Annotated in this window: 19 protein-coding genes; 5 read left to right on the top strand and 14 right to left on the bottom strand. The window is 54.9% G+C overall.

All coding sequences use genetic code 11. From position 1 onward, the window contains the following. Positions 1–74: 74 nt before the first annotated feature. The 4 genes from H7U36_RS03280 to H7U36_RS03295 form a co-directional block, all read right to left on the bottom strand. Positions 75–1190, bottom strand: coding sequence for a phosphotransferase enzyme family protein (locus tag H7U36_RS03280; RefSeq protein ID WP_033124654.1), 1116 nt, complete (start codon positions 1188–1190; stop codon positions 75–77). Positions 1191–1344: 154 nt separating this feature from the next. Next, positions 1345–2205 (bottom strand): YitT family protein, encoded by an 861-nt coding sequence (locus H7U36_RS03285; protein ID WP_033124653.1) that lies wholly within the window; start codon positions 2203–2205, stop codon positions 1345–1347. 27 nt (positions 2206–2232) lie between these two features. Then, positions 2233–3006 (bottom strand): HD domain-containing protein, encoded by a 774-nt coding sequence (locus H7U36_RS03290; RefSeq protein WP_138304088.1) that lies wholly within the window; start codon positions 3004–3006, stop codon positions 2233–2235. Continuing rightward, the gene (locus H7U36_RS03295; protein ID WP_052083817.1) at positions 3002–3556 is read right to left on the bottom strand and encodes an inorganic diphosphatase; all 555 of its coding nucleotides are present in this window, start codon (positions 3554–3556) and stop codon (positions 3002–3004) included. The genes H7U36_RS03290 and H7U36_RS03295 overlap by 5 nt, the downstream gene beginning before the upstream one ends. Positions 3557–3779: 223 nt before the next feature. Here H7U36_RS03295 and H7U36_RS03300 point away from each other — a divergent pair, with 223 nt between their 5' ends. Then, positions 3780–4205: a MarR family winged helix-turn-helix transcriptional regulator gene (locus H7U36_RS03300; RefSeq protein WP_191493826.1), complete on the top strand. Its 426-nt coding sequence runs from the start codon at positions 3780–3782 to the stop codon at positions 4203–4205. Between the two features lie 85 nt (positions 4206–4290). Here H7U36_RS03300 and H7U36_RS03305 read toward each other — a convergent pair whose 3' ends face one another. Then, positions 4291–6735: an ATP-dependent Clp protease ATP-binding subunit gene (locus H7U36_RS03305; RefSeq protein WP_205155698.1), complete on the bottom strand. Its 2445-nt coding sequence runs from the start codon at positions 6733–6735 to the stop codon at positions 4291–4293. Then, positions 6725–7036, bottom strand: a complete 312-nt coding sequence (locus tag H7U36_RS03310) for a UvrB/UvrC motif-containing protein (protein ID WP_243426677.1) — start codon at positions 7034–7036, stop codon at positions 6725–6727. The genes H7U36_RS03305 and H7U36_RS03310 overlap by 11 nt, the downstream gene beginning before the upstream one ends. 306 nt (positions 7037–7342) lie before the next feature. Here H7U36_RS03310 and H7U36_RS03315 point away from each other — a divergent pair, with 306 nt between their 5' ends. Then, complete coding sequence (locus H7U36_RS03315; protein ID WP_138304052.1) at positions 7343–8527, top strand: MFS transporter; 1185 nt, start codon at positions 7343–7345, stop codon at positions 8525–8527. Positions 8528–8543: 16 nt separating this feature from the next. On the opposite strand, the gene H7U36_RS03320 is transcribed toward H7U36_RS03315, so the two are convergent. Next, a complete protein-coding gene (locus H7U36_RS03320; protein ID WP_205155699.1) occupies positions 8544–9293 on the bottom strand; it encodes a carboxymuconolactone decarboxylase family protein in 750 nt (249 codons plus the stop codon). 290 nt (positions 9294–9583) lie between these two features. Here H7U36_RS03320 and H7U36_RS03325 point away from each other — a divergent pair, with 290 nt between their 5' ends. After that, entirely contained in the window at positions 9584–10042 is a 459-nt protein-coding gene (locus H7U36_RS03325; protein WP_330637019.1) for a GNAT family N-acetyltransferase, read from the top strand. Here the strand turns inward: H7U36_RS03325 and H7U36_RS03330 are convergent. From H7U36_RS03330 to H7U36_RS03340, 3 genes are all read right to left on the bottom strand, one after another. Beyond that, entirely contained in the window at positions 10037–11461 is a 1425-nt protein-coding gene (locus tag H7U36_RS03330; protein ID WP_138304053.1) for an alanine/glycine:cation symporter family protein, read from the bottom strand. The two genes, H7U36_RS03325 and H7U36_RS03330, sit on opposite strands and share 6 nt — an antisense overlap. 207 nt (positions 11462–11668) lie before the next feature. Further along, positions 11669–12742: a toxic anion resistance protein gene (locus tag H7U36_RS03335; protein ID WP_243127252.1), complete on the bottom strand. Its 1074-nt coding sequence runs from the start codon at positions 12740–12742 to the stop codon at positions 11669–11671. A gap of 21 nt (positions 12743–12763) precedes the next feature. After that, complete coding sequence (locus tag H7U36_RS03340) at positions 12764–14062, bottom strand: 5-bromo-4-chloroindolyl phosphate hydrolysis family protein (RefSeq protein ID WP_243127242.1); 1299 nt, start codon at positions 14060–14062, stop codon at positions 12764–12766. 247 nt (positions 14063–14309) lie between these two features. On the opposite strand from H7U36_RS03340, the gene H7U36_RS03345 reads away from it, so the two are divergent. Then, positions 14310–14960: a DUF1847 domain-containing protein gene (locus H7U36_RS03345; RefSeq protein WP_033126751.1), complete on the top strand. Its 651-nt coding sequence runs from the start codon at positions 14310–14312 to the stop codon at positions 14958–14960. Continuing rightward, positions 14957–15658, top strand: a complete 702-nt coding sequence (locus H7U36_RS03350) for a pentapeptide repeat-containing protein (RefSeq protein ID WP_138304057.1) — start codon at positions 14957–14959, stop codon at positions 15656–15658. Before H7U36_RS03345 ends, H7U36_RS03350 begins: the two co-directional genes overlap by 4 nt. 29 nt (positions 15659–15687) lie before the next feature. Here H7U36_RS03350 and H7U36_RS03355 read toward each other — a convergent pair whose 3' ends face one another. The 4 genes from H7U36_RS03355 to H7U36_RS03370 are packed head-to-tail and all read right to left on the bottom strand — an operon-like array spanning position 15688 to position 18963. Further along, a complete protein-coding gene (locus H7U36_RS03355) occupies positions 15688–16311 on the bottom strand; it encodes a GDSL-type esterase/lipase family protein (RefSeq protein ID WP_205155701.1) in 624 nt (207 codons plus the stop codon). 33 nt (positions 16312–16344) lie between these two features. Further along, the gene (locus H7U36_RS03360) at positions 16345–16959 is read right to left on the bottom strand and encodes a hypothetical protein (protein ID WP_033126754.1); all 615 of its coding nucleotides are present in this window, start codon (positions 16957–16959) and stop codon (positions 16345–16347) included. Continuing rightward, the gene (locus H7U36_RS03365; RefSeq protein WP_138304060.1) at positions 16922–17803 is read right to left on the bottom strand and encodes a hypothetical protein; all 882 of its coding nucleotides are present in this window, start codon (positions 17801–17803) and stop codon (positions 16922–16924) included. Before H7U36_RS03365 ends, H7U36_RS03360 begins: the two co-directional genes overlap by 38 nt. Beyond that, positions 17800–18963 carry a hypothetical protein gene (locus tag H7U36_RS03370; protein ID WP_147581206.1) on the bottom strand — a complete coding sequence of 388 codons (1164 nt, stop codon included), beginning with the start codon at positions 18961–18963 and terminating at the stop codon, positions 17800–17802. Before H7U36_RS03370 ends, H7U36_RS03365 begins: the two co-directional genes overlap by 4 nt. Positions 18964–19158 lie beyond the last annotated feature (195 nt).

Here is a 19158-nt window from a genome sequence, read left to right on the forward strand (position 1 = left end):
TTCTCTGTATGTCAAGATTTTTTTCGCAGATCCCGTATTTCCTGCCAACGGGTCACACTGCATCCGCGCCGGCGCTACATGTACTTTCTCACGATGGCCTGCATGGTGTGCCACTTCTGCTCCATGTCCTCCACCAGCTTGAACTGCGTCCTGCACCGGTCCAGATTGTGGTCCTTTCTGTGGATCTTGAAGTAGGTGTCTCCCTGGAGATAATCTGTCAGGAAGCGCATGCCGCACTCGTAGGTCATGGTCTTGGCTCCCATGGGCAGCTCCAGGATCTCCCTCTCTGTCAGCTTGCCGCCGCAGCCCTCGATAAATCCTCTGGCGTAGATGTCAAACAGATCCATGCTGCAGGACACAAGGCTTAAGTCCCTCTCGTCCTCGGCAGCAGTGCTGGCTCCAAAGCGGATGGAGTCGCCGAAATCGTTCATGGCGAGTCCCGGCATCACAGTGTCCAGGTCGATGACACAGATACCCTTTCCTGTCTTGTCATCGATCATGATGTTGTTCAGCTTTGTGTCATTGTGTGTGACGCGCAGGGGCAGCTCGCCCTTCTCCTGCATCTCGCTGAAGTAGTTGGCAATGGATTTCTCCCTGGCCCGGACGAACTCGATTTCCTTCTTCACGGCTGCGGCACGGCCCATCACGTCCTCCTTCACCGCCTGCTCAAACACGGCAAAGCGTGCTCTCGTATCGTGGAAGCCCTCAATGGTCTCATGGAGTGTCTCCGCCGGGAAATCCGCCAGCAGGCGCTGGAAGTTCCCAAAAGCCACGGCGCTCTCGTAGAAGTCCGCCGGCTTCTCCACCTTGTCATAGCTGGTAGCGCCTGTGATAAACTTGTAGGACCTCCAGTAATTTCCCTCTGTGTCCTCGTAGTAGGGCTTTCCGTCCTTTGCAGGGATCACATTCAGCGTCTCTCTCTCCGGGTCTCCCCCATTCTCCGCGATCCTCTCCTTCAGGTAGGATGTAACATTCATGATGTTCTCCATCAGCTCCACCGGCTTCCCAAACACCTCGTTGTTCATCCGCTGGAGAATGACCTTCAGCCTTCCCATCTCCCCGATCTCATAGGAGAGCAGAAATGTGTCGTTAATATGTCCGCTGCCGTAGGGTCTGCAGTCTGTCAGCCTTCCCTCAAACCGGAAATTCTCAATCGCCTCGTGAATTTTTTCCTGTGTCAGTTCCTTCATATTCTTGTTCCCTCCTGGAATTATAGGTTCTTCTCGCTCTTTCTGGGACAATTGTAATATAAAGAAATCCGGAAATCTTTGTCTGATATTTTCCTTATTTTGCATTATCTGCACAGGATGGGCGATGGGCGCTCCCGGCTCAAGCCGTCTTCTGTTACTCGTTGGGCTTCTGGTAAAACTTTCCCGCCACCTGCTCTGTCTTCATGAGATTGACAAAGGCGTGGGGATCTGCCTCCTTGATGGCCCGTATCACTTTCTTGCTCTCCGCGCTGGATACGACCGAGTACACGATCTTCCTCTCCCTGTCCTCGTAGGCTCCCTGCCCCTCGATGATGGTGGCGCCGTGGTGAGTCGTCCCGGCTATGGCGTCATAGACCTCCTCCGCCCTGTTGGTTACTGCAAACACTGTCTCCTGCTGATATTTCTTGTAGAGCATATGCAGCACCTGGGTGGAGGTGTACTGGAAAATGATAGAGTACAGCGCCTTGTCCCAGCCGAACAGGAGACCGGCAACCGCCAGGATCAGCACATTCAGCCCCAGCACTACGTTCCAGGAGTCTATCCCCTTCTTCTCCGACAGATAGATGGCGATAAAATCCGTTCCCCCGGTGGTGGCGTTCATATGAAGGCACAGGCTGATGACAAAGCCGTTAATAAGTCCCCCGAAAATACTGATAAGCAGCGTGTCGTAGGTGATCGCATAGCCCGGCAGCATATCGGTCAGCACACTGGTAAGCACGATCATCAGGCAGGAGTAGAGCGTAAATTTCCTTCCAATATAGCGGAAGCCGATATAGACCGGCACCGCGTTCAGCGCCACGTTGACTACCGTGTAGGGGATGGTCACATGGAAAAACATGTCCCCGGCCCTCTGGATGAGGAGAGCCAGACCTGTGGCCCCGCCCGGATAGAGTCCTCCGGTCCGGACAAAGGATTTAATGTTCAGGGCCATGATGACCGCTGCAATGCAGATTACTATGATCCTCTTTATATCTTTTTTTGGTTCAAATTTCATACGATCTCCCCCTTGCAGACTCTCCCGCTATTTGCTCTTTCCGTGGGAGTGGACGTAGGCTGTCAGAGCGCCCACGATCTCCTCCATGGAGCGCGCTGTCTCCGGATCGGAGCAGGGGATCCGCCCTGCGATCCGGCGCACGTAGTCCCGCTCCTCCACAATATCCAGGCTCTCCCGGAAATTGAGGTCGTAAAAATAGGCCAGGTAGGACACCCAGAAATCCATCAGCGTCACCCGGTCCGAGGAGAGAATAGACTTCCCCGCCATCACCTCCGCCTTCACCTTCGGCGAAATCTTCTGAGCTCCGATCTCCTCCGCCGTGCCCCCCGCAAAGGTCTCCAGCGGGTCCTCCAGCTTCACCCGGCAGTTGTCCAGCTTGTCCGCATCCCGGATGAGCCTGGCGTGGAGGAGGGTGCGGGGATCTTCCACCCCTTCCAGCCTGTAGTCGCTGTGCTTTGCTATGGCCGTCCGGATGATGCCGTCCCAGGTGTCCTCGGGGAGAAAGTCCCGTATCATCCCCTCCCCAAAGAGAAGCTCCACCCCGTAGGCGGCGTGGTCCATAGTCTCCGGCAGAAAGCTGTCAAACCTCCTGAGCTGCTCAAACCTTCCGATGTCGTGAAGCAGGGCGATGATCCAGGCCAGCTGCGTGTCCTCCTCCCCCAGACGCATCCGCTTTGCCAGAGCCGTGCTCTGGGCCACCACGCCGTAGGTGTGAGTAATCTTCAGCCTCACCTTTCCGTCCTTCCGGTCATATCCGTTCAGATACTGCTCAAAGACCTCCCTGGCCCGGCTGTAATCAATCCCCATCCTGTTCTCCATTCTTCTCCCCAAACTTCTCCTTGTAGCTGTCAATGGCTCTCTCAATGATCTCCACGGCCTCCATAGGGCCGCCAAAGGAGCTCACCTCTGTCTCCTTTCCCTCCAGGCTCTTGTAGATGGAGAAGAAATGCTTCAGCTCCTCGAAAATATGCTTGGGCAGCTCCTTGATATCCGTGTAGCCCATGTAGGTGGGGTCGCCGTAGGGGATGGCGATAATCTTGTCGTCTCCCATGCCCCCGTCCTCCATGCTCATGACACCGATGGGGTAGCACCGCACCAGTGTCATGGGGACAATGGCCTCCGAGCAGAGCACCAGGACATCCAGGGGATCCTTGTCGTCCCCGTATGTCCGGGGGATAAAGCCATAGTTCATGGGATAGTGAGTGGCTGTGAAAAGCACCCGATCCAGCATGAGCATGCCTGTCTCCTTGTCCATCTCATACTTCATGTTGCTCCCCTTCTGAATCTCGATCACTGCCATAAAATCCGTAGGGAAAATCCTCTCCTCACCGATATCGTGCCAGATGTTCATAATACCGCTCCTTCCTCGTTCCGGGACGCCAAAAATCTCGCCTGCGCCCCTGCGTTTTTCTGCCTATTATTTTACCTCCTTTGACAGGGCAAATCAACGAAAAGCCAGCCATTTCCTTGAAATCCGGCGGAAATTGCGCTATACTCTTGTGTGGAATTGTTAAACGTTTATTATTTAAGGAGTTTATATGGACGACAGGCTGCAGGAACAATTTTTTTCTTCTATGATGTGTTTTAAAAAGCTGGAAGCTGCCTTTTCTCTGGAATGTGAGATGCAGATGAATGAGATGGCGATCCTCCGGGATATCCTGGGAGGCTGCAGCGTCAGCGGCAGCTCCTGCACGAACCTGAACGTGCCCAAGATGCAGGAGCGCCTCCGCATCTCCAAGCCGGCCGTCTCCTATATACTGAACACCCTGGAAAAGAAAAACTACATTGTCCGGGAGATCGACGCAAAGGACCGCCGGAAGATCTCCATCAGCGCCACCCCTGAGGGAGAGGAGGCAGCCCGCCGATCCATGGAAAAATGCGACCAGGCCTGGGAGGAGCTCCTCCGGGAATTTGGCGAGGATAATATGCGCCAGCTTGTAGAGCTTCTCACCTCCCTCAATGAGCTCTCCTGCTGCCTGGGACAAAAGGACAAAAAATAAGGACAGCCTGCCGGCTGTCCTTATTTTTTATGCTGTCTTTTACGACAGATCACCCTAAATCCAGGGCCGTTTCCCTCTCCCGATCCTACTCCTTCCTGGAGACAGTCAGGCAAAGCTCGCCTTCCTTGGCGTCCACAACGATGACCTCGTCTGTATCAAAATCCTCCTCAAGCAGCTTATCCGCCACCTTGTTCTGCAGGGCGGACTGGATAGCCCGGCGCAGCGGCCTTGCCCCGTACACCGGGTCAAAGCCCACCTGTGCCAGAACGTCCACAGCCTGCTCCGTTATCTGTAAGTGAACGCCCTGTCCCTCCAGTCTCCTTGCAAACTGCTCTGTCATGTGGCCGGCAATCTGGCGCACATCCTTCTCCTCCAGCTCGTGGAACACGATGATCTCGTCCAGACGGTTCAGGAACTCCGGCTGGAAGGTGCGCTTTACCTCCTCCATGACACGGCTTCTGATGTTCTCATCCCGCTGGGATCTTTCATCCTTATCAGACTGCACAAAGCCAAGGGACTTCTTTCCGAGAATGTCTCTCGCACCTACATTGGAGGTGAGGACGATGACCGTGTTCTTAAAGCTCACGGTCCGCCCCTGGGAGTCTGTCAGACGGCCGTCGTCCAGTATCTGCAGGAGGGCGTTCCACACATCCGGGTGGGCCTTCTCGATCTCGTCAAAGAGGACAATGCTGTAGGGGTGCTTTCTCACCTGCTCGGTCAGCTGGCCTCCCTCGTCGTGGCCCACATAGCCCGGCGGAGACCCTATCAGCTTGGAGACGGTGTAGGACTCCATGTACTCAGACATGTCCAGGCGGATCATGGCGTTCTCATCCTGGAACATGGCCTGGGCCAGCGCACGGCACAGCTCCGTCTTCCCCACGCCGGTGGGGCCCAGGAACAGGAAGGAGCCCATGGGTCTGCCGGGATCCGCCACCCCTGTGCGTCCCCGCCGGATGGCCTGGGCCACTGCCTTGACTGCCTCGTCCTGTCCCACCACCCTCTGATGGAGGATGGTCTCCAGGGAGCGGAGCCGCTCCTTCTCATCCATGGTCAGCATGGTCACCGGTATGCCCGTCCAGGCGGAGACAACCGCCGCGATATCCTGGGCATCCACCGCCTTTTTCTGGGATTTCTGCCAGGCCTCCTGCCGTTCCTTCAGGGTTCGCTCCAGCTCATTTTGCCTGTCACGGAGCACCGCCGCCCGCTCGTAGGCCTGGGCCTGGGCCGCCGCCTTCTTCTCCTTCTGGGTAGCGGCGATCTGGTCGTCCAGCTCCTGGAGCTGCGGGGGCTCTGTCATGCCCCTGGTTCGGATACGGGAGGCCGCCTCGTCCAGCAGGTCAATGGCCTTGTCTGGGAGGAAGCGATCCTGGATGTACCTGGCGGAAAGCTGGGCCGCCGCCCGCACCGCCTCGTCCGTGATGGTGAGACCGTGGAAGTCCTCGTACCGCTTCTTCAGCCCCTCCAGTATCTCCACCGTGTCCTCGATATCCGGCTCCTCCACAGAGACAGGCTGGAACCGCCGCTCCAGGGCCGCGTCCTTCTCTATATGCTGCCTGTACTCATTTCCCGTGGTGGCGCCAATAATCTGCAGGTCGCCCCGGGCCAGGACAGGCTTTAAGATGTTGGCTGCGTCCATGGCCTCGCTGGTGCCTGCCCCGGCTCCCATGATGGTGTGAAGCTCGTCGATAAAGAGGATAATGTCCTCATCCTCCTGGGCCTCCCCCAGGAAGGCCTTCATCCTCTCCTCAAAATCGCCCCGGAACCGGGTGCCGGATATCATCCCCACCAGGTCCACGGCAATAATTTTCTTGTGCTTCAGGTTGAGAGGGATACGCCCGCTGGCAATGCGCTGGGCAAGCCCCTCCACCACGGCGGTCTTCCCAACTCCCGGATCCCCGATGAGAACCGGATTGTTCTTGGTTCTGCGGGAGAGCACCTGCACCAGGCGCTCCACCACATCGTCCCGGCCGATGACCGGGTCAAACTGTCCTTCTTCCGCTTTCCGGGTCATGTCCGAGCCGTACTTCTCCAGGTAGGACTCGCCCTCTTCTTCCTCCTCCTGGGTGTGGACCGTCTCCTCCTCGGCGGCGTACTCCTCTTCCCCAACGGGGAGCTCCTTTTTCATCTCCTCCGTATTGACGCCCAGAGACCAGAGAAGCTGCACAGCCGCACACTCCCCTGTGGACAGGATGCCCGCCAGGATATCCTCCGGCCCCGTCTTCTCGTGACCCCGGGCCTTTGCCGCGGTCTGGGCCTGGCCCAGGACCTCGTCCGCCTCGCCGGAGATCTGGATAGCCCGGGCCTTGATACCCGCGGCGCTCCCGTCATATCTTCGTATGTACTCCTCCACCAGCTTGTCATCCAGGCCGTACTGCTTCAGCAGGCGGGCAGATCTTCCTCCTTCTTTGGCGAGAGCCCAGAGAAGATGCTCACTGCCCAGGTAACCGTGCCCCATCCGGGCCGCGAATTTGAGCGCGTTCTGAAAAATCTGCAGTCCGCTCTGACTGTACACCTCCAGATTAACCTTCATGAGAGCACACCTCCTTCTCCATGGTGGCAATGTCGTCCCGCAGGCGGGCGGCCTCCTCGTAGTTCTCCTTCTTCGCCGCCTCCTGGAGACGGACTTTAAGTACCGCAAGCTGCCGCTTACGCTTCAGATCCTCCTCCGCCTGATCCGGGAAAGCCCTCTCTCCCAGCCTTCTCGGCTCCGGCCTGCCGGGCCACCAGCCCGCGTAGTTGCGGAAGGCCTCCGCCTGTCCGGCGGCCACAGCCTGCTGCCACATCCTCTGCAGACAGCCCTCGCACACAGGGATCTGGTACAGAGCGCCCATATAGTTGGTATAAAAGATTTTATCCGCTTCATTTGTATTACAAAACTGACATTTCATATCAAAGTTCACCTCTTTGTCTCTCTGTCTGAAATCTATATATTTAAAAAACTTAATAGTTAAGTTTTTAATAATATAATCCAAAACTATAAAAACGTCAATATTTTTGAGGTTTTTTATACTTTTTTAAGATTTATCGAAGGCCTCTTTTTTGCATATTATATAGAAGGGCCCCCGGCAAAGCCCTATTGACAAATCCTTTCACAGGGGAGTAGTCTTTTTATTGTCTGATACCAGGAGGAAAAAACCATGAAACATTCTATACTGTCCAAAAACATTCTGCTTCTTTTAATATCCGGCTTTTTTTATTTCGCAAGCCCCATGCTGGTGACACCCCTCATCACCGGCTTCTCCGAAAGCCTGGGGGCCAGCGCGGCCTTTATGGGCATGGTGGGCGGCATGATGAACCTTTGCTCCCTGTTCTGCCGCCCCGCCGTGGGGAGCTTTATTGACAGGATCAGCAAGTACCGCCTGTCCATGGCAGGTCTCCTGCTCATGACCGCCGCCTCCGTGGGCTACCTGCTCTCTGTCAGCCCCTTTATGGTCCTCTTTTTCCGAATTGTAAACGGCATCGGCTTTGCCCTCTGCTCCAGCTCTATGTCCACCTGGTTTTCCCTTCTCCTGCCCCCGGACAGGATCGGCTCCGGCATGGGCATCTACGGCATGATGAACGCCCTGGCTATGGCTGTGGCTCCCTCCATCGGCGTGGTCCTCTACCAGACGGTTGGCTACCGCGTCTCCTTTGTCATAGCCGCCATCTTCACCGGCCTCTCCCTCATCTTGATCCAGTTTGTGGCAGATAAAGGGGAGCCTATCCCCCGCCCCGCCTCCTCCAAAGCCGGAAAAAGCGGGAACAAAGAGACAGACTCCCGAAAAACGCCGCGGATCGTGGAGCCAAAGGTACTCCCCATCGCACTCATTATTATGCTGTTTGCCATCCCCTACTGCGCCACACAGTCCTTTATCGTGCGGTACACGGAGACCCGGAGCCTGGCTGTCACTGTCAGCCTGTTCTTCCCCATCTACGCGGCGGCCCTGCTGATCCTGCGGCTCACCATGCGGAACCTGTTTGACAGGCTGCGCTTTCCCGTCTTCTTTACCGGCAGCTCCATATGCGCCTTCCTGGCCATCCTCCTGCTGGCGCTGATGAGAAGCAATCTGCCCATGTGCGCCGCGGCCGTCCTGATGGCGGGAGGCTACGGCATCATGAGCTCCGTCTGCCAGTCCCGGGCCATCGTGATGGCGGGCCGGGAGCACGCCGGCCTTGGCAACAGCACCTACTATATCGGCCTGGACCTGGGCATGACCCTTGGCCCCATGCTGGGCGGGATCCTCTACGGCAGCGTGGATGTGCGGCTCTTCTATCCGTTTCTTCTCCTCTGCGTTCCGGCGGCTGTCCTGGTCTTCCTCCTGAACCGGCGTACCCTGGCCTGAGCGCTTTGCGGGCCGCTTACCGGGTCACTTCGTTGATGCAGGAAATGGCGTTCAGCGTGCGTGGAAAGCCGATAAAGGGCAGGCACTGGGTCACGGCATCAATGAGCATCTCCCGGGTGTTGCCCACGCTGATGTTGGCCCCTGCGTGGGATTTGGCCTGGGGCTCACAGCCGCCCAGGCAGCAGATGGCGCAGAAGGTGATAAGCTCCCGCATTTTCAGATCCAGGGTACCCCTTGTGTAGAAATCGCCAAAGCAGTAGGCGGAGAGATAGTCCTGGATATGCTTCAGCTCCTCCGGTGCGGCGTCGCGCATCTTGTTGATGTTGTCCGCGCCGAAGATTTCCTGCTGCACAGCCAGCCCTTTCTCAAAGCGGGTCTCCTCCGTCACCGTCCCCTGCTTCCTGCAGGGCTCTTTTATGCCCGCTGCCTGAAAGGCCTTGTTGACCTCTTTCAGGGCAGCCCACACCCGCTCCATGCCGATATATGGCGTGCACTGGTAGAGTGTCTCCTTGAGCTCCTCCGGAGTGGCCCCGGCTCCCAGGGCAGCCTCCGTGTAGGCGGCCATATTGTCCAGCGTCTGGCAGGTGGTCAGGGCAGTCAGCGTGACAAGGGCCCTCTGCCTGTCTGTGAGGCATCCGCGGCTCAGTATATCCCCGCAGAGAAATCCTCTGGCAATATCGGTAAATTCCGGGTCCATAGCTCCCTCAAAGGCAGCTCCCTTAAACCATTTCTCATTGTTCTTTTCTGTTCTATCTGTGCGTTCCATCTTTGCAGGACTCCTTTCTTTTTCTCTCGATACCTATATTGTAAATCCGTCTCCTTGCCAGTGTCTAATACTTTTCCTGTATTCTTTTCTATGCCCGGGCGGCATTCCCCCGGGAGAAGCGGGCCTTGGCAGTTTGATAGCTTGCTTGTCATTGCAGGGAAAAGGAAATATCAGAAATATCAGATCACGGTGAGATAAAATTACTGCCGTACACAAACACGCGTGAATGTGTTACACTTTTATCTGTAAGAAAATTCACGCAAAAGGAGAGATGAACCATGAGAGTACGTATGGCAGAAGAAAAAGACATAGAGAGGATCCACAGCCTGCTGGCCCAGGTGGCTATGGTCCACCACAAGGGACGGCCGGACCTTTTTAAATACGGAAAAAGCAAGTACACGGATGAGGAGCTGAAGGAGATCTTAAAGGATGAAAACCGCCCCATACTGGCCGCCGTGGACGACAACGACTGTCTCCAGGGCTACGCCTTCTGCATTTTCCAGCAATACAAGGACAACAATATCATGACCGATATCAAGACGCTCTACATTGACGACCTCTGCGTGGAGGAGACCCGGCGGGGAGAGCATATAGGAAAGACGCTCTACAATGCGGCCCTCGACTTTGCCAGGGAGCACGGCTGCTACAACGTGACCCTGAACGTCTGGAGCTGCAATGAGAGCGCCATGAAATTCTACCGTTCCTGCGGCCTGAAGGAGCAGAAGGTAGGAATGGAAGTCATCTTATAGGTTCTTTTTGCAGGACTCATAGTCCTTCAGTGACCGGACCGCCTCCCCTGCCATGGGGATGAGGGCGATCATGTTGAAAATGGTCATCAGGCCCACTCCCACGTCCCCCATATCCCACACAAAGGTGTAGGCGGCCAGTCCTCCCACAAAGAGCATGACAAGGGCCAGGATCTTGTAGGCTGTCTGGGAGGTCCAGCTGTCCCCGAACAGATAGGCGATGTTGGACCTGGCGTAGAAGAGGATGCCGATGAAGGTGGAGAAGCTGAACAGCCACAGGATCAACGCTGTGAAGATCACGCCGAACTCGCCCAGGTGATAGCTCATAGCTGTCTGCAGAAGATCCATGCCCTCCAGCCCGGCGGTCATGGCCTCCGGCGTCAGGAGCATGATCATGGCCGTGCAGCTGCAGATCACCAGCGTGTCGATGAACACACCCAGAGCCTGCAGAAGCCCCTCCTTGGCCGGATGGCTGATGTCAGCCGCTGCCGCCGCGCAGGGAGCGGAGCCGGAGCCCGCCTCATTGGAGAAAAGGCCTCGCTTCACGCCGTTCATGAGGACAGCTCCAAAGCCGCCCGCTGCCACCTGGCGAAAGCCGAAGGCCTCCGCGAAGATCCGATGGAACACGCCCGGCAGAGCTCCCAGGTTGGTCAGTATGATGTAGACTGTGATCACCAGGTACAGCCCTGCCATCACCGGCACCATGATGTCCAGCACCTTCACGGTGGCGTGCTTGCGCAGCACGATGACAGCCGCCAGGATAACAAGGACAATGGTGGAGTAGAGGGGCGGAATGCCGAAGGCATTGTCAAAGGCGGAGGACACGGAGTTCCCGATCACCTGGCTGACGCCGCACCAGCACAGAAGTCCGGAGAGGGCAAAGAGTACCGCCACTACGGATTTCTTTCTCTTACTCCCCCTTCTCGTGATAAAAAAGCTGTGTATGTAGTAGGCCGGGCCTCCCCTGTATCCCCCGTAGAGGGGATCTTTTTCTTTGTAGAGCTGGGCCAGGGTTGCCTCCGCGAAGGCCGTGGAGGATCCCAGGAGCGCAATAGCCCACATCCAGAAGACAGCACCCGCGCCTCCCGCGGAGATGGCCGCCACCACACCTACCAGGTTGCCCATGCCCACCCGGGTGGCCGTGGAGACGATGAGGGCCTGGACTCCCGATATAGCCTTCTCCTCAGAGACATTTCTCTTTTCCACTGTCACCCGGATCATCTCCGGGAACATGCGGAAAGGCATGAACCGCGTCCGAACGGTGAAATAAATCCCCGCCGGCACAAGGATGAGGACCAGAATTGAAAGGCCCAGCGTGCCGCCCCCGGGAAGGGGAAGAGTGACGATGTCCCCCCACAGCAGACTGTATACAGCCTCAATGAGATTTACCACCGCGCTGCCCGCTTTATGTAAAAATTCCATGTTTCTGTTTCCTTTCTTCTTTTTTCCTGTCCCACCAGTATAAAGCGAAAGTTTGCCCCTGTAAAGTGAAAAAGTCAAATTAACGGATCAATTAGCCTGAAAACACGAAAGTACAGGCGAAGAGCCGGGGGCTTTCCGCGCTCCCCGGCTCCTTCCGTCTCTGTATTCCTCTGTATTTCTCTGCGTTTACTTCAGCCCGGGTATTTCCTACTTCCGGATCTCCAGAAGCTTGGCCTTCAGGTCTCCCTCCAGTCGGCCAATCTCCTCCTCCGCGGCGCGCCGCTTCTCGCGGCCCTCCTGCTGGATCTTCATCACCTCGTCCAGGGTGGAGATGAGGGCCTCGTTGGTGGTCTTCAGCGTCTCCATATCCACAATGCCACGCTCCGACTCCCGGGCGGACTCTATGGTGGCCATCTTCAGCCGCTCCGCATTCTTCTTCAGCAGCTCGTTTGTCATGTCCGTCACTTCCCTCTGGGCCTGGGCCGCCTGGGCGGAATGCTCCACTCCCAGGGCCAGCACCATCTGACTCTTCCAGAGAGGTACGGTGTTGACAATGGTGGACTGGATCTTCTCCACCATCTGGGTGTCGTTGTTCTGCACAAGTCGGATCTGGGGCGCTGTCTGGATGGCGATCATCCTTGTCAGCTCCAGGTCATGTACCTTCTTCTCAAACCGTTCGCACATGGCCTCCAGATCCTTAGCCGCCTGGATGTCCTCCGGAAGTCCGGTGCTGTTTGCCTTCTGCACAAGATCCGGGAGCTGGACATTTCTGGTGTCCTCCAGCTTCTTCTTCCCCGCCGCAATATAGAGGGACAGCTCCTTGAAATACTCCAGGTTCTGGTCATACATCTTGTCCAGTATGGCCGCGTCCTTCAAAAGCTGTCTCTGGTATCCCTCCAGTGTCTCGCATATCTTCGAAATATTGGCCTCCGCCTTCTCATACTTGGCTTTCAGCGCCGTCACCTTGTTGGCGCTCTTCTTGAAAAAGCCGAAGAAGCCCTTTGTCTCCTCCTCGTCAAAATCCCGCAGCTCTGTCACCACGCCGGACAGCAGGTCCCCGATCTCTCCCAGATCCTTTGTGCGCACATTTTCCAGCGCCTTCTCGGAAAAATCCGCCATCTTCTTCTGCACCCCGGCTCCGTACTGGAGCACAGCCCCGGAGTCGTACAGATCGATCTGCCGGGCATACTCCGCCGCCATCTTTTTCTCCTCTTCCGTAAGAGCCGTATCCGGGGCGCTTCCCTGGGCGCTTCCCTGCATCTCTCCCTGTCCTGTGGTCATTGTAAATCCATCGCTCATAGTCTATTCCTTTCTCTTCCATCCGTCTTCTGTCAGACCCTCCTGGGCCAGCATAGTCTCCAGCACGGAGATATCTGAGCTGATATCCCAGGCCACGTCCTCAAAGAGGCTGTCCAGAAGCTTTTCAAATGCTGTGTTCAACGTGTCCAGTGTCTTCTCGATCTCTTCCTTTGCCTGGCGGATGTTCTCCCCCGCCTCAGGCTGGGCGTCCAGCTGCTCATAGGCCTCCAGCAGCTTGACTGTGGTGGGCAGATAGTACTCCATCAGCTTTTTGATGTCGTCCACCGCGTCGGGATCCGCCTCCACCCGGTCGAAAATGCGCCGCACCAGAAGCTCGATACGGTCGATCTTTCGGGAAATCTCCACACCGGGGATGGCATCATTGCACTCTCGGATCTTATCCACATACCATCTTCCCTTTGCGAGAACCCGCTGTACCTCCGGCGAATACCCGGCGTTCTCACCGCCCTGTCCGGACTGCTGCCCGGCCGGCTGCTCCGCCTCCGCCTGCTGCTGTTCCCGGCGCAGCTGCTGGATCCTTCTGTACTCCTCATAGGCCGCGTCCGTCACCATGAGGCAGGCTCCCTGCTCGTCCAGATGTCCCTGGAGGAACCAGCGGTCCGCTATCATCCGACGCAGATCCTTTACGATCCTTTTGGGCTTCTCGCCGGTCCGCTGGGCAATGTCAGATATATTGCAGTAGGCCCGGCCCTGCAGCGCCTCCACATATCTGCGGAACCGTTTTGCCCGGCCTCTCATGCCCCTTCCCTTGCAAAACATCCAGACACCGGCGGCGGTCAGGCAGGCCAGCACAAAGAAAGCCCCCGCCTCAGCCCCTCCAAAGCCGGTCACAAGGACGTCCGCCACGCCGGCGATGACTGTGCACACGCAGGCAAAGGTAAAGAGAAATCCCACCGTGAGCAGCGCCGTCCCCGCCAGGGAGATGCCGCCCTTCCTTGCAAACAGAACCGGCGGCTTTGCCCGCCTTTGCCTCATCTGTCCCATGGATCCGCCTTCAAAGGCTCCGTTCCCCTGGCCAGTCTGATATTCCTGACCTTCCCAGGAGCCCTGGGGGCCGCCAAAGCCGCCCGGATCGCCAAAGCTGCCGGGATCGCCGGGTCCCATTCCCGGGCCAGGGCCGGGGCCTCCCGGCCTGCGGCGGATATTTTCCCGCAGATTAAAAATAGCCTCGTTGACTGTATTTGAAATTGTTTCGTTCAGCTTCTGAAAGTCCTGGGAGTCCACTGCATCCTGCACGATATCCCGGATGTCCCGGCCCCATCTTTCCCAATCCTGGTTCACCTGTATCCTCCTGTTCTTCCCGCGCAGAAAAAGAGCCTCAGCAGCCTTTTCCGGGAAGATCATCCTCTTAATTTTACGCTATGTGAAAATTATATAGCATACAGGCAAAAACTGCAATCTCAACCTCTCCCGGATATGCTCCGGATGTGCTATACTGTGATCATACAGACACAGAAGCATCCTGCATACAGAGACATGCAATGAAAAGCACCGCTCAAAGATGCAGAGCAAAAAGGAGTGAGCTACTATGAAGAAAGAGTTGTCCTGCATTGACTGCGCAGTGAAGAACTGTCAGACAGGGGACAAAACATATCCTGATTTCTGCGTGACCACCCACATGAACCCGGAGACACTCGGGGAGGCGCTGGACTGCTATGGCCAGGCAGAAAATCACAAAGTAACCCTGGCCTCCGCCAACGTGGAGTGTGAGCACTACTGCCAGTACACCCGGGTGGAGGAGATCATGGATTTTGCCCGGAAGATCGGAGCCAAAAAGCTGGGCATCGCCACCTGCGTGGGCCTTCTGTCCGAGAGCCGCACCCTGGCCGCCATTTTCCGAAAGCACGGCTTCCAGGTGTACGGCGTCTGCTGCAAGGTGGGCGCTGTGCCCAAGGTGGAGCTTGGCATTGACGAAAAGTGCAACGCCGTGGGGAAGACCGCCTGCAATCCCATCCTCCAGGCAAAGCTTTTGAATGAGGCCGGGACAGACCTGAATGTGGTGGTAGGACTCTGCGTGGGCCACGACAGCCTCTTCTACAAATATTCGGAAGCCCTGACCACCACAGCGGTGACAAAGGACCGGGTGCTGGGACACAACCCGGTGGCCGCTCTCTACACCGCAAAATCCTATTATTCCAGGCTTTTCCAGGAGGAAGAGAAGGAAGGTGAGAACGCATGATCACACTGACAACAGAGACTCTGAGAGAAAAATTAAAAGAGCGAAAAGAGGGAGAGCTTTTGAACCTGCAGGACATGGAGCTGTCCGACGCGGATCTGTCGGGCTGGGATCTGTCCTGGGTGGACTTCTCCCTGACCAGCTTCCACCACATCTCCTTTGACCATGCGGACATGCACAGCTGCGCCGTGGAGAACGCCCTCTTTGACGACTGCAGCTTCCGGGGCACCAATTTCCGCCAGGCCAATTTAAAGGGCGCCGCCATGCGGTACGACGACCTGTCCGGGGCAGACATCTCCGGAGCCAATCTGTTCAGCGCCGTGCTGGAGCACGCCAACCTGGACGGCATCATCTCTGACGAGAACACAAAATTCTTCCGCCTCTACTGTCCGGAGAAGGGGGCCTTCCTTGGCTACAAGAAGTGCTTCAACAACCGACTCGTCCAGCTCCTCATCCCGGCTGACGCCAAGCGCACCTCCGCCACCATGAACTCCTGCCGGTGCAGCAAGGCAAAGGTGCTCTCCATCAAGAGCTTTGATTACAAGGAGGAGTACGACGAGGCCTGGTCCCTTGTGGATGAGAACTTTGTCTACCGGAAGGGCCAGTGGGTGGAGGTGCCGGACTTTAACGAGGACCGGTGGATGGACTCCACCACTGGGATCCATTTCTGGATGACAAGAGAAGAAGCGAAGGCATACTGATGTGCCTTCGCTTCTTTCATATTTGGTTCTCAACTAAAAATCCCTGCCCTGTCCACCTCTCTGATCCATGTCCGGGCAACCACCCCCGCTCCCTCCCAGGTCAGATGGATACCGTCCGGTGTGATCCCGTCATAGCCAGCCCTCTGTGCCTCCCGGTTCAGCAGGTCATGAAGAGGGAGGAAAAGGGCATGGTGCTCCCCTGCGATCCTTTGCTCCGTCTCCTCGATCTTCCGAATGATCGGTATCCATCTGCTGTACTCCAAAGGCTGTGGAAAGATAAAGGGGCCCATACAGACAAGACGAGCCTCTGTTTTCTCCTGTATCCGTCCCAGCAGGCACCGGTAATTTTCCGCAAAGCCGGTCGCCTCCAGCGTTCTCCCTGTATTCATACACACGGCCGCGTCATTGCTCCCTATGAGAATGCTGACCACGTCCGGTTTGTAGCTCAGGCAGTCATAGTCCAGCATCCGCAGAAGCCCCTGCACGGTAAAGCCGTCATGTCCTCCATTGCGGATGTTTGTTTTCCCGGGCATCTTTGTCTCAAGGAGATCAGCAATCTGCCGGACATACCCGTTGCCCAGACTGGGCTCTCCCTCTCTTTTTGGAGAAAAATTGTGATCAGCGTCTGTGATGCTGTCGCCAAGAAAAATCATTGTTCTCTTACTGATATTCATCTCTCTTATAATCTAATTGTTCTCGGAAAGTCTTCGCAGTATCAGTCCGGCCCTAATCTGTTCAAAATTCCGGTCTGTTTTCTCGGCAATATAGCTGCTTAGTTTTCTGGTTATACGTATGTTCGTATAAACCGCTTCTTCTATAGCCTTTTTCTGAAGATTTCCTTCAACGGTAAACTCTGCAAGAGAAGCTACTACGTTGACAACACTGGCAAAAGTCTGCTCTGCGTCAAAGCCAAAATCTGCATATTTCTCATATATCGCCGGATTAAACCGCACAATCTTCTCTTCAAAAATCAGATCCGCCAGCTTTTTCGCGCTGTCAAAATCTTTTACCTCCAGCGTTCTGAGCGGTTCGGCCGCATAGAACCCTGTCAGATATTGGTCGATATACTCCCTCAGCTCATCCGCAAGCAGATCATTGGCAATACGCTTTTTTACAGCTCCCAGCTCATCGCTTTTTCCCGCGATAACCGCCTCTCTGTATGCCTCCACAAAATCCTGGAAGCATGCTCTTTCGTCAGGGGAAAGCTCCTCATCGCTTTTCATACATGTGGAAAGCCTTTTCTGCCACTCTTCGCCATTTTTGTCAATAAACTCCTGCAGACATTCTAAACTGCTTCTCATACTTGTTCCTCTCCTTAATCCTGCTATTCCCTGGTTGTTTAAAAACGACCAACTGACTCCAGACTCCTGCTGTCTGTTCCTTTCTTTCCGCAGTAATCTTCTCCTCTGTATTACGCGTCTTCCTGTACTCAGTCAAAAGGTTATGGTACATTGCACACCGCCTTTTCATCTGGAAAAACTGTTCCAGGGCGGATCCCATTTCAAACGTCGCGTCGCAGAACAGACTGCTCTGCTCTCTCTTTTTCTCGTCTTCAAATCTTTTCACGTATATAAGTGTATTAAAACGAGGCTCTCTTTCCTCTTCCTGTGTAAGTATGCCATGTTTGTACACGTATCGATAAGCCTGGGCCGTCAGGGAGTACAGCGTATATTTTCCTGCCTTTTCCACATTTACGGTCTTTACACCAGTCTCATTCATCCTCTTTATGACCGCATTGAGAGCGCTGTTGGATATCCCCAGATATATGGCAAGATCGCGGTGAAATACAGTCCCTCTTTCTCCCAGACATTTGAAAATTTTATTTTTATATTTTGTCTTTATACGTTCGATTTCTTTGTCTGTCGCAGCCTTTCCAGCGTATGACCGCATTGTTTCCAACAGTGCATATGTGTATCCTACATCAAAGCACTTCTCCTTTGCTCCATCATAGTCAGACAGCGTCTCCAGATAGCCCTGGCCGGAATATTTACTGCTTTTTACTTCCACATAAAGCTCTTCCAGCTTCTCTATATCCGCATCGACCATCAGGTCAACCGCTTCCGTCAAAAGACTTTTCATTTTAACGTGGATATCGCTAGGGGCATCTACAAAAAAATTAATTCTCCGCTTTTCCTTTTCTTTCATGATACACCTCCCATCCTGTACACATCGTACATTTTGCTCTGCACCCGGAAAGTCTTTTCCTCGCATGTAATGACAATTTCAAAAAAACACCCGCTCTCCCGGCACTTTCCGCTGCATTCCCGCCTGATCCTATGCAGCGTCTCGCCCTCCGGTCCTCCATCAGGGATCTGCACCATACCAACTACGTCCGAGACATTCCCGCTTCTGGATACATATCTGGCAGAACAGGTATTTACCCATACTCCCATCATCATAGCCGCAATCCCCTTCATGAGAGTCTTCTCAAACGCACCGATCCCCGGCGAATAGGAAGGGCATAAAATAGTATCTGCCCTGCCGACACGGCAGAGAACATCATAGCATGCAGGATCTACCAGTTCTGCGCAGACAGGGAAAGCCACATTTCCCAGCTCCCGCGTCACCAGGATGTTCAATACATTCGTATAGTTTAGCTTTTCTCTCTTTAATATACCAGTGTCTTCCTGCAGAATAAACGGGGTTCCCTTTTTTGTCCTGAGTACCTCCAGACCTCCCGGTCCCAGCACTGTCAGAATATTATCACCATTTTCGCAGTATGTGGGCAGAAGCACAAAAGTACAGTATTCCGGATGGAAACGCATGGTCTCCTTTATTTTTTCCTCCACCTTTGCCGTCCCCACTGCCTCCGGGAAAATAATGATGCTGTATTCTCCTGTGAAAAGAGTGGCGAAAATGCGCTGAATCCGTTCCTCCACCTTTTCTTCATCCTCCACCCCTTCTACACAGAGCACTGTTCCCTCTTCCAGTTCTTCTTCCCTGGTTTTCAAAGTCAGGGAATCGTGTACAGGAGTAATGGCAATCTTCAAGGACCAGCCTTGTTCAGCTCTGCGCAGAAGTCCTGTATCATTCCAGTAATGCATGGCAATTTCAAAAGGAGATTCATCCTCCGCCCTTATCATAATATGATTGGCAAACTCCGTATTCAGAAGATATTCCCGATTTCTCTCAGACTTTCCAGTGTCCCATTCCGGTGCAAAATAGGGGTAAATACTGATCCCGGTCTCCCTGTAATTTCTGTTCAGCGGCTTCAGTCTGGTCACCATCCCCTCGCATATCAGCTCTGTACACGCCGAAAGCTGCTTCTCTATCCGGACTGCCAGCAGATAAATTTCATTCATCATCTGCTCATCCGGTTCCTCAGCCTGTTCTAAGAACTGGTTGATCTGACAGACCGCCTGATCGTCTAATGCATATTGCTCAAGCGATGACTTTAGAATGATATCCACGTATTTTTGATATTCTTTTATCGCTTTTTCTACTTTATTATAGCCTGCGGTTTTCCATTTTATAGCACACTTCCGCTCCTGTTCTTTGGG

It is taken from the genome of Faecalicatena fissicatena, assembly GCF_016900595.1.
Taxonomy (GTDB): Bacteria; Bacillota; Clostridia; order Lachnospirales; family Lachnospiraceae; genus Claveliimonas; species Claveliimonas intestinigallinarum.